An 11,371-nucleotide genomic window follows, 5' to 3' on the forward strand; every position below is an offset into this window, starting at 1 on the left:
GTTCGCCAAAGGCTTATTAATGGGGGCAAGAGGAAATTCTGGTGTTATTCTTTCCCAGCTGTTTCGTGGCTTCTCGAAGAGTGTAGAAGGAAAAAAAGAAATCTCCGCAACGATGTTTGCGGCCGCTCTTGAGAAGGGAGTTGAAACGGCTTACAAAGCGGTAATGAAACCGGTAGAGGGAACGATTTTAACGGTTGCGAAAGACAGTGCAAAAGCCGCAGTCAAATCCTCGAAAAGAAATCAGGATTTAATTCTCGTGATGGAAGACGTATTAAGGGAAGCGAAAGCCTCATTAAAGCGAACACCAGACCTTTTGCCTGTATTAAAGGAAGTTGGGGTCGTGGATTCTGGCGGTCAAGGGCTTGTCTATATTTACGAAGGATTTCTGGCGATTTTGAAAGGAGAAGAGCTTTCAGAATCGTTACCAGAACAACCGTCCATGCATGATCTTGTGAAAGTGGAGCACCATCAGAATGCACAAAGTCATCTTGCAACGGAAGACATTGAGTTTGGCTATTGTACGGAAGTGATGGTTCGTTTTGAAAAGGACAAGTTAGCAAAAACACCATTTCAGGAAGAAGCCTTTCGTGAGGAACTTAGTGCATGGGGTGACTCCTTGCTTGTCGTTTCTGACGAAGACCTCTTAAAAGTACATATTCATGCAGAGCAACCAGGTGAAATCCTTTCAAAGGCGCAACAATATGGGAGCTTAATTAATATTAAGATTGAAAATATGCGTGAACAACACACCCATCTTCTTGAAGAAACAAAAGCGATTTATGAGGAAGAAAAACCAAATAAAGTCCGAGAACTCAGTGAGTTTGGCATCGTTACTGTATCAATGGGCGATGGAATTGCAAAGCTATTCAAGGGCTTAGGGGCAGGTGTTGTCATCCCTGGTGGACAAACGATGAACCCAAGCACAGAGGACATTCTCAAGGCCATCGATGAAGTGCATGCGAAAAACGTCATCGTACTACCGAATAATGGAAATATCATTTTAGCAGCTGAACAGGCGGCAGAGGTAGCAAAGGCAAATGTTATAATCGTCCCATCTAAGACGGTTCCTCAAGGGCTTGCAGCACTATTGGCATTCAATCCATCCCAAGATCTACAAACAAATGGTGAAATGATGAAGGAAGCCATGGCCCATGTCAAAACAGGTCAGGTGACCTTTGCCGTCCGCGATACAAGCATTGATGGCATTGACATTAAAAAAGGTGATTTCATGGGAATCGCAGAAAAGAAAATTGTCAGCTCTGGGACCGAAATGCTTACGGTTGCGAAAGATTTACTTCGTCAAATGCTTGATCGTGAGAGTGAAATTGTGACGATTTTACAAGGGGAAGACGCAACCAATGAAGACACAGAAGAGCTTGTTGCCTTTCTTGAGAATGAACATAGCGATGTAGAAGTGGATGTTCAAGTTGGAAATCAACCGCTTTATTCATATATTTTCTCCGTGGAATAGGCTTTGCATGGGGGAAGGGGGAAAATAAATGGGAAACGTGAAGGTTGTAACAGATAGTACAGCGGATATTCCAAAAGAGCTTGTTTCTGAGCTTGACATTACCGTTGTCCCTTTGAAGGTGAATTTTCAAGACCACTCGTATGAAGATGGGGTCGATTTATCGCCTGCTGATTTTTACCAAAAGCTTGGTGAAGCACAAGTCATACCTACAACGTCTCAACCAACACCGTATCAATTTGAAGAGGTGTATCGAAGCGTTGAGAATGCCGAAGATACGACGATCATTTCGATCCACTTATCATCAAAATTAAGTGGGACCTATCAAGCTGCGACGATTGCGCTGGGTGAGGTGCAGAGTGAATACACTGTGCATGTCGTTAACTCAAAAAAAGCGTCCTATGCCATTGGGATTATCGTCGTGGAAATCGCCAAGATGGCAAAAGCAGGGGCTTCTGCTGAACAATGTATAGAGCGTCTCCAATCTTTATTAAAGGATACGACCGTCTATTTTGTTGTAGATACGCTCGACTTTTTACAAAAAAATGGGCGCATTGGAAAGGCGTCGGCTATGCTCGGTTCATTGCTAAAGATTAAACCGATTCTTTCGTTAAACGAGGATGGAGAAGTTTACCCATTTGAGAAGGTAAGAGGTCAGAAAAAAGCAATTGCTCGTATGATTGAGGCATTAAAAGAACAATATGGTGATGAGCCTGTTCATGTCGGTGTCTCTCACGCTGTAAACGAACCACTAGCAAATGAATTATTAGAGCTTGCTCGTAAGGAATTTAATGTTCAGTCAGAGGTACTCACATCCATAGGAGCTGTCATTGGTGCACATGTAGGGCCTGGGACGGTCTCTCTTTCCTTAACGAAAGCAAGTGCTGAATAGAAGAACACAGGGGTGAGGATGATCAAGCCCCAGGCGTACGAGGCTGGCTCAATGCATAAGAGTCAGCCTCTCCCTTGTTTCAACCAAAGATAAAGTACAACCAATTAGCTTCCTTCCTAGGTGGGAGGGGGATAATAGGGGGATAGTCATGACAAATGAATGAAGTGATGAACTTACCAGTGACGGAAGTAAAAGGAATTGGCGAAGAGTCGGCAAAGCAGCTCGAACCACTTCGTATCTATACGGTAGGAGATTTGCTTGAGTATTTCCCTTTCCGTTATGAAGATTATCAAGTGAAAAGCCTTGAAGAGCTTCGTCATGAGGAACGGGTAACCATCGTTGGCATCATTCAAAGCGAGCCTACTGTACGCTATTTTGGAAAGAAGAAAAATCGCATGTCAGTTCGTGTCCTTATCGACCAAGTGCTTATTACCGCTGTTTTTTTTAATCGTGGCTTTTTAAGGAAGCAATTAACCCTTGGCAGTGAAGTGACGTTAACGGGAAAATGGGATCAGCATCGGCTCACATTAACGGTGAGCGATTTTCAAAAAGGTCGGCAAGATGGAGAGCGGGCTCTTGAACCGATTTATTCTGTTGCGGGAAAGCTAACGACAAAAACCTTAAAAAAATATATTTATCAAGCCTTTCAGCAGTTTGGAGATGATATTCCCGAGCCTTTGCCCCTTGAATTGCTTGATGCCTACAAGCTACCGGGGAAAAAAGAGGCGGTTTTTCGTCTGCACTACCCGACTGATCGATTAGCTGCAAAGCATGCAAGGAGACGGATCGTCTACGAAGAGTTTTTATATTTCCAGCTCAAAATGCAAGCCTTTCGCAAGCTTTCGAGGGAACAAAGTACAGGCCGAACGATCCCCTTTGACAAGGAGGAGATCGCTCAGTTTATTAAAAAACTGCCATTCCCACTCACGAATGCACAGCAGCGAGTGGTGAATGAAATTCTCAATGATATGAAATCACCCTATCGAATGAATCGTTTGCTACAAGGGGATGTTGGTTCAGGGAAAACCGTTGTTGCAGCTATTTGTATGTACGCTGCGATTCGAGCAGGTGAGCAAGCGGCGTTAATGGTACCAACGGAAATTCTTGCTGAACAGCATGTGCAGTCCTTACAAGCGTTGCTTCAGCCTTTTGGGATAGAGGTTGCCCTTTTAACAGGCTCGGTGAAAGGGAAGAAACGAAAAGAAACCGTTGAGCGGATCGCAAAAGGTGAACTTAACATTGTTGTCGGTACCCATGCGCTCATTCAGGAGGATGTCCATTTCCATCAGTTGGGCCTTGTTATTACAGATGAGCAGCATCGGTTTGGGGTGGAGCAGCGGCGTATCCTTCGCGATAAAGGAGAGACGCCTGATGTCCTTTTTATGACAGCTACTCCGATTCCTCGGACACTTGCCATATCTGTGTTCGGGGATATGGATGTTTCAATTATTGATGAGATGCCAGCGGGTCGGAAGGCGATTGAAACGTATTGGACGAAGCCTGAGATGCTAGAGCGGGTTCTTGCTTTTATGGAAAAAGAGCTTCTCGCAGGGCGGCAAGCGTATGTCATTTGCCCCTTGATCGAGGAATCGGACAAGCTTGATGTGCAAAATGCTATCGACGTTCATGCCGTTTTACAACAGCATTTTCAGTCTCGGTTTCACGTGGGCTTAATGCATGGACGCTTGCACCCAAGTGAGAAGGATGACGTGATGCAGCAGTTTAGCCGAAATCAAATCCAAATTCTTGTCTCGACTACCGTTGTTGAAGTCGGAGTGAATGTTCCAAATGCAACCTTGATGGTGATTTATGACGCTGAACGGTTCGGATTAGCTCAGCTTCATCAGCTTCGTGGTCGGGTTGGTCGCGGTGAGCACCAATCCTACTGCATTCTTTTAGCTGACCCGAAATCAGAAGTGGGAAAAGAGCGAATGCGAATTATGACGGATACGAATGATGGGTTCGTCTTATCTGAACGAGATCTAGAATTACGTGGTCCTGGCGATTTTTTTGGTGCAAAGCAAAGTGGACTCCCGGATTTTAAGGTGGCCGATGTTGTTCACGACTATCGTGCCCTTGAAGTGGCAAGGCAGGATGCGGCAAAGCTTGTAAATAGTCGTGCTTTTTGGGAGGATGAGTCTTACAAATACCTGGCTCTTTATCTCGAAAAAGAGGGGGTTCTATCAGGAGAGAAGCTTGATTAACTCTTGAAATCAGATAGAAGCAATTATATACTACTCTTAGTACCTAGTCATATAACAGGAACGTTTCATCAAGAAGATCATAGGTCTTAGGTTGTGTAATGGAATATAAAAGGGTTGACTCCCCGCTTGAAACTGGGATGAACGGTGGAAGGTGCACATGAAACGTAGAAAAAAAGAACGTCAACAGCTTCTGCAAGCAACGATACGAGAAAATCCGTTCGTCACTGATGAGGCGTTGGCAAAACAATTTGATGTAAGCATACAGACGATTCGACTCGATCGCATGGAGCTTTCCATTCCTGAGCTCCGTGAACGTATAAAGGATGTAGCGAAGCAGCAGCTTGATGATGTGAAAGCATTATCGATGGAAGAGGTCATTGGTGAAGTCATTGATTTGCAGTTAGATGAACGTGCCATTTCCATTCTTGATGTGAAGCCTGAGCATGTGTTTTCACGAACAGGCATTGCGCGAGGGCACCATTTGTTTGCACAGGCTAATTCCTTAGCTGTAGCCATTATAGATGATGAGCTTGCCTTAACAGCAAAGGCAACGATTCGATTTACTAGACAAGTAAAAGCAGGAGAACGGGTCGTAGCAAAGGCAAAAGTAACACGGATTGAAAAGGATCGCACCATTGTCGAAGTAAACAGTTCAGTGGAACAAGAGCCCGTATTTTCCGGTGAATTTATCATGTTCCGGTCGAATCAGGAAAGGTAGTCAGAAGGAGAGAATGATCATGAGAATCGCTTTGGACGTTATGGGCGGAGACCATGCACCGAAGGCGCAAATAGAGGCAGCAATGAAAGCTGTTCGTGCGTTTGCGAACTTAGAAATGACCCTTGTTGGTCATGAAGATGAGATTAAAAAGCATTTAACCGATGAAACACACATGACCATTTTACATACAACAGAAAAAATTGAAGACACCGATCAGCCAACAACGGCTGTACGTCGTAAAAAAGACGCTTCAATGGTTCTTGCTGTACGGGAAGTAAAGGAAGGGCGGGCTGATGCAGCCATTTCAGCAGGTAATACAGGTGCGCTAATGACAGCAGGCCTTCTCTATGTAGGACGCATTCAAGGCATTGATCGGCCCGCATTAGCACCAATGCTTCCGACACTAGACGGGAAAGGCTTTTTGCTATTAGATGTGGGAGCAAATATGGATGGGAAGCCAGAGCATCTATTGCAATATGCAATCATGGGAAATACGTACATGGAAATGGTCCGTGGTGTTCAGCGGCCTCGGGTCGGTTTGCTAAACGTCGGTACCGAAAATGGAAAAGGGAATGAGCTGACGAAAGAAGCCTTTACTATGATGGAAAATGGTCGCTTTCATTTTATTGGCAATGTGGAAGCGCGGGATTTGTTAAACGGAGTTGCGGATGTTGTCGTCTGTGACGGGTTTGCAGGAAATATTGTTTTAAAATCGATTGAAGGAACAGCAGGAACAATGTTTTCCTTGTTGAAGAAAGAACTAACAAAGTCGTTTGTTAATAAGCTTGCGGCGGGCATTTTAAAGCCAAGTTTCCGTGGGATAAGGGCAAAGCTTAGTTATTCTGAATACGGAGGGGCATCGTTGTTCGGGCTAAAGTCACCTGTGATTAAAGCGCACGGATCCTCTGATGAAACAGCAGTGTTTCACGCGATTCGGCAAGCCTATGACATGGTTGAACAACAAGTAACGACAATTATTAAAACTGAGGTAGCAAAGCAAAACAAAGAATCCTAGGAGGAAATGATTCATGGGGAAAATTGCCTTTCTTTTTCCAGGCCAAGGGTCGCAAGCGGTTGGCATGGGGCAAAGTCTTGCTCAGAATGACGAGAAGGTTGCCGCCATTTTTGAGCAAGCAGATCAGCGTTTAGGTTATTCTCTTTCAGACATTATTTTTAACGGGCCTGAAGAAACGCTAAAACGAACGGAGCATACACAGCCGGCACTTTTAACCATGTCGACAGCTGTTCTTAAAGCATTAGAGAGCTACGACATTCGCCCAGACTATACAGCGGGTCATAGCCTTGGGGAATACAGTGCCTTGGTGGCAGCTAAAGCGATTTCCTTTGAGGATGCCGTTTATGCAGTAAGGCAGCGTGGTTTATTTATGGAGGAGGCTGTTCCATTTGGCGTTGGTGCAATGGCAGCTGTGTTGGGAATGGAACGAGATATCCTTGAGGAATTGACAGCATCCATCCGCAAACAAGGGCTTGTCGTGGAGCTTGCTAATTTAAATTGTCCAGGACAAATTGTCATATCTGGGTCAGCTCAAGGGGTGGCAGCTGCTTCTGAGCAAGCGAAAGAAAAGGGAGCAAAACGAGTGATCCCTCTTCAAGTAAGCGGCCCCTTTCATTCTTCATTGATGAAGCCTGCTGCAAATAAGCTTCGTCCTGTCTTGGAAGAAATCACGATCGATCACGCGTCGGTGCCTGTGATTGCAAACGTTACGGCAGATGTTGTAACAGAAGCTGATGACATTCGTGAAAAGCTTATTCAGCAAGTATACTCACCTGTTTTATGGGAGGATACAGTACGACGCTTATTGGATTTAGAGGTTGATACGTTTATTGAAGTTGGGGCTGGGAATGTTCTTTCAGGCCTCGTTCGTAAAGTGGAGCGACGAGTGAACGTTTTTGCCATCAACGATAAGGAAAGTATCGAGGCCATGATAGAAAAGATGAAAGGAGTGGAGCAATGATGCTGAAGGGATATATAGCTGTCGTTACTGGTGGTTCGAGAGGGATTGGTCGTGCCACAGCACTTGAGCTTGCTCGTCAAGGGGCGAATGTTGTTGTAAATTATGCAGGAAATCAAGGCAAAGCAGAAGAAGTTGTAAGTGAAATAAAAGGGCTTGGTGTCGATGCGTTGGCGATACAAGCGGATGTGTCCGATAGCAAGGCAGTTGAAGAGATGATAAAAGAAGTGATTACGACTTTTGGGCGCCTCGATATTCTTGTAAATAACGCAGGAATTACGAGAGATGGGTTAATGATGCGTATGAAAGAAGAGGATTGGGACGCGGTTATTAACACAAATTTAAAAGGTGTGTTCAACTGCTCAAAAGCCGTGACGCGTCAAATGATGAAACAGCGATTTGGTCGGATTATTAATGTTGCATCTGTTGTCGGGGTGCTTGGAAACGCAGGTCAAGCGAATTATGTGGCTGCAAAAGCAGGGGTTATTGGCTTAACTAAAACAATGGCACGTGAGCTTGCAAACCGCAACATTAATGTAAATGCAGTTGCCCCTGGTTTTATTGATACGGATATGACGGAAGAATTAAATGATGACTTGAAAGCTCAATTGCTCGGGCAAATTCCACTTGCAAGACTTGGGAACCCAGAGGATGTAGCAAAAGCGATTCGGTTCTTAGCAACCGATGACTCAGCTTATATGACAGGACAGACATTGCATGTAGACGGTGGGATGGTCATGTAACCGGTTAGGATGACGGTTCTTTCATTCTTAAATCTTACCTTGACAGAAGCTTTAGTTCTTCGCTAAAATGCTTCTAGCTTCGTGCAATGAAGCCGACCCTGAGAGGAGGTGAACGAATCATGGCAGATACGTTAGCTCGTGTTTCTAAAATTATTGTAGACCGTCTTGGCGTAGAAGAGTCTGAGGTAAAGCCTGAAGCTTCTTTTAAAGACGATCTAGGTGCTGATTCATTAGATGTCGTTGAATTAGTGATGGAGCTTGAAGACGAATTTGATCTTGAAATTTCCGATGAAGAAGCTGAAAAGATTTCTACTGTGGCAGATGTTGTCGATTACATAAACAGCCGTCAGTAAGTAGTGATCAGGTCCCGTATCGTTATATGGGGCCTGCTTTTACTTCAAACCCATGCAAAATTGTCCATATGTTTTGGAGGTCACAATGCCACATTCTTCGAAAAACTATCGAAAACATAAATTATCAAATCATGCAGACCGAAAACGAGGTTCTAAGCGACTTGTGCTAACAGTCAAACAAAAGCAACAATTTGACCAGCTTTTAGAGCAATTAGAATTGACCTTTGAAAACCGTAAACTACTTGTCCAAGCTTTTACCCATTCATCCTATGTGAATGAGCATCGGATCCAAACGTTTAAAGATAATGAACGTCTTGAATTCCTTGGCGATGCTGTGTTGGAACTTGCTGTCTCACAATTTTTGTATAAAAAATTCGATTCAATGAGTGAAGGGGATATGACAAAACTTCGGGCATCGATTGTCTGTGAACCATCTCTTGCTCAATTTGCTGAGGCGCTCAATTTTGGTGAGCTTGTCCTTCTCGGCAAAGGAGAAGAGATGACAGGTGGACGGCAAAGACCAGCCTTATTAGCGGATGTTTTTGAATCATTTATCGGCGCCCTTTACCTTGATCAAGGACTTGACGCAGTCTATGCCTTCTTAGATCGAACCATTTATCCGAAAATCAATGAAGGTGCTTTTTCTCATATGATGGATTTTAAAAGTCAATTGCAAGAGTTTATTCAACGAGATAATTTAGGTCAGATTCATTATACGATTGTTCAAGAGCGCGGGCCGGCTCATAACCGGGAATTTGTTTCCGAGGTACACCTAAATGATGAAACGCTAGGAGTGGGGACAGGTCGGTCGAAAAAAGAAGCTGAACAACATGCGGCCCAGCAGGCACTGGTTAGGCTTAGTGAACAAAAACGCCATGATGAATAGTATGGAAGGTGCCGTGCCATTTTTTTGGTGCGGCTTTTTTACACGTAAAGACTAGTTTTGTGAAAAGATAAGAAAGGATGATATGTCAAAGCTGCTTAGCTCCAGACACCAGCAGAGAGAGCTTTTCTTATACAAAAAAACTCCCTTCTCACAAAAAGGGAGGTAAAGATTTTATTTGCGTAGTCGACCCAATTCACCGACAATGGCATCTAGTTCACGGACACTGAACGATTCTTTTTTTTGAATCATTTTATAAATGTCTCGCAAATCTTCATAATGGTCTGTGTCAAAGCTTTTTGCGTTTAATGCCCCAGAGTTAACGAGTTGAAGCTTCTTTTTAATTTCTTCAAGCATGAATTCAATGTTTTCACGGTTCTGTTCGTTTAAATTCATCATAACACCCTTTCGCCCCATCCGATATTCGTCTATCGTACATTCATCGTACCATATTTTCGTCTCCTTTGTCGCAATTATTATAAAAATGAACTTAAGTTAATAATAAGCATTTTCGTTGTTTGTTCAAGAAACCCCTTCTTTCGACAGGATTCCCTTTGCCTTAGTCAATATGATAAAATAGTGAAGTTGTTATTATTATAAGGGGGAAGTTTGATGTTCCTCAAACGCCTTGAAGTTATAGGATTTAAATCATTTGCGGAACAAATCTCTATTGATTTTGTTCCAGGAGTAACGGCGGTTGTTGGGCCGAACGGAAGCGGAAAGAGTAACATCTCTGATGGAATCCGTTGGGTGCTTGGTGAGCAATCAGCAAAATCGTTACGTGGATCGAAGATGGAAGATATTATTTTTGCAGGTAGTGATACGAGAAAACCGTTGAATTTCGCTGAGGTTAGTCTCATTTTGGATAATGAAGATCAGCATATCCCGATTGATTACAGTGAGGTAAGTGTGACAAGACGTGTTTATCGATCAGGGGAAAGCGAATATTATTTAAACCGCCAAGCTTGCAGATTGAAGGATATTGTTGACTTATTCATGGACTCAGGACTCGGGCGAGAGGCTTATTCCATTATTGGTCAAGGAAAAGTAGAAGAAATTCTAAGCAGCAAAGCGGAGGACCGCCGTGTCATATTTGAAGAGGCGGCTGGTGTCTTAAAATATAAAACGCGGAAGCAAAAAGCAGAAAAGCGTCTTGATGAAACGCAAGAAAATTTATATCGAGTGGATGACATCCTTTATGAGCTAGAAGGTCAAGTTGAACCTTTAATGATTCAAGCATCGATTGCCAAAGACTATTTGGAGAAGAAAGCAGAGCTAAAAGATGTAGAGGTCTCGTTAATGGTCTATGAGATTGGTGAATTACATAAGCAATGGTCGAAGGAAAAGGAAGATCTTGAAGCGTTACGAAATGACCATGCTAATAAAACAAAGGATGTTAAACGTCATGAGGAAAGCATCCAAAGCTTACGTGAGCAGCTGAAGGACATAGATGAGGACATTCGCCACTTACAAGAAACGTTACTATCAGCGAGTGAAGAGCTTGAAAAAAATGAGGGGCGCCGTGAAGTTTTAAAGGAACGAAAGAAGAATTTCACGCAAAATCGTGAACAATTGATGCGTGCCATTGAGGAAGCTAGGCGTCGAAAAAACGAGCTAGCCGAAGAATTGGAGCAAGAAGAACAAGCAGGGATTTTGGCGAAGAACCAAGTAAAAGAACTGCAAACGTCCATCAAAGAAAAAGAAGCATTGCTCGCTGCGGGGGAGATCGATTTAGAGAAAGAGCTCGACCGCTTGAAATCAGATTATATTGAAGTGCTTAATGAACAAGCATCGTTGCGGAACGAAAAACGATACATTGATGAGCAGCTAAGGCTGCAAGGTGCAAAGCATGAGCGACTTTTACATGAAAATGAGCACCTGATTGAAGCACGCGCTGAGTTAGAAGAAAGACAAGCCAATCAGCAGCAGCTTGTAAAAGAATGTGAGACAGAGCTTGACGAAGCGATTAAAGCGTATCGCTCAGAGCAAGCGAGGGCAGAGCAATTGAGACGGGATTATGAAAAAAATGAGTCAAAGCTCTATGAAGCGTATCAGCTGTCGCAGCGTATACAATCACGTAAGGATGTATTAGAGGAGCTACAAGCAGATTTCTCTGGCTTTTTCCAAGGTGTTAAAG

11 protein-coding genes are annotated in these 11,371 nt (G+C 43.6%); 10 read left to right on the plus strand and 1 reads right to left on the minus strand.

Translation table 11 applies throughout. The features are described from left to right. The 9 genes from BLT_RS0108005 to rnc form a co-directional block, all read left to right on the plus strand. On the plus strand, positions 1-1,471 hold a 1,471-nt coding region (locus BLT_RS0108005; RefSeq protein WP_017727267.1), incomplete at its 5' end, for a DAK2 domain-containing protein. Positions 1,472-1,499: 28 nt separating this feature from the next. Next, entirely contained in the window at positions 1,500-2,360 is an 861-nt protein-coding gene (locus BLT_RS0108010; protein ID WP_017727268.1) for a DegV family protein, read from the plus strand. Positions 2,361-2,515: 155 nt separating this feature from the next. Continuing rightward, a complete protein-coding gene (gene recG, locus BLT_RS0108015) occupies positions 2,516-4,564 on the plus strand; it encodes an ATP-dependent DNA helicase RecG (protein WP_017727269.1) in 2,049 nt (682 codons plus the stop codon). Positions 4,565-4,721: 157 nt separating this feature from the next. Beyond that, on the plus strand, positions 4,722-5,282 hold the full coding sequence (gene fapR / locus BLT_RS0108020; protein ID WP_017727270.1) for a transcription factor FapR: 561 nt from the start codon (positions 4,722-4,724) through the stop codon (positions 5,280-5,282). Positions 5,283-5,301: 19 nt separating this feature from the next. Beyond that, positions 5,302-6,297, plus strand: coding sequence for a phosphate acyltransferase PlsX (gene plsX / locus BLT_RS0108025; RefSeq protein ID WP_017727271.1), 996 nt, complete (start codon positions 5,302-5,304; stop codon positions 6,295-6,297). 13 nt (positions 6,298-6,310) lie between these two features. Then, positions 6,311-7,258 (plus strand): ACP S-malonyltransferase, encoded by a 948-nt coding sequence (fabD, locus tag BLT_RS0108030; RefSeq protein ID WP_017727272.1) that lies wholly within the window; start codon positions 6,311-6,313, stop codon positions 7,256-7,258. After that, positions 7,258-7,998 (plus strand): 3-oxoacyl-[acyl-carrier-protein] reductase, encoded by a 741-nt coding sequence (gene fabG / locus BLT_RS0108035; protein WP_026105033.1) that lies wholly within the window; start codon positions 7,258-7,260, stop codon positions 7,996-7,998. The genes fabD and fabG overlap by 1 nt, the downstream gene beginning before the upstream one ends. A gap of 119 nt (positions 7,999-8,117) precedes the next feature. After that, positions 8,118-8,351 carry an acyl carrier protein gene (acpP, locus tag BLT_RS0108040; RefSeq protein ID WP_017727274.1) on the plus strand — a complete coding sequence of 78 codons (234 nt, stop codon included), beginning with the start codon at positions 8,118-8,120 and terminating at the stop codon, positions 8,349-8,351. A gap of 85 nt (positions 8,352-8,436) precedes the next feature. Beyond that, positions 8,437-9,237 carry a ribonuclease III gene (rnc, locus tag BLT_RS0108045; RefSeq protein WP_017727275.1) on the plus strand — a complete coding sequence of 267 codons (801 nt, stop codon included), beginning with the start codon at positions 8,437-8,439 and terminating at the stop codon, positions 9,235-9,237. A 171-nt stretch (positions 9,238-9,408) separates the two neighbouring features. Here the strand turns inward: rnc and BLT_RS0108050 are convergent, their stop codons facing one another. Next, entirely contained in the window at positions 9,409-9,633 is a 225-nt protein-coding gene (locus tag BLT_RS0108050) for a DUF1128 domain-containing protein (RefSeq protein ID WP_152414307.1), read from the minus strand. A gap of 213 nt (positions 9,634-9,846) precedes the next feature. On the opposite strand from BLT_RS0108050, the gene BLT_RS0108055 reads away from it, so the two are divergent. Then, positions 9,847-11,371, plus strand: a 1,525-nt coding sequence (locus BLT_RS0108055; RefSeq protein WP_017727277.1) for a chromosome segregation SMC family protein, incomplete at its 3' end; no start/stop codon positions are given.

This window comes from Halalkalibacterium ligniniphilum (assembly GCF_000334155.1).
GTDB classification, from domain to species: Bacteria; Bacillota; Bacilli; order Bacillales; family Bacillaceae_D; genus Halalkalibacterium; species Halalkalibacterium ligniniphilum.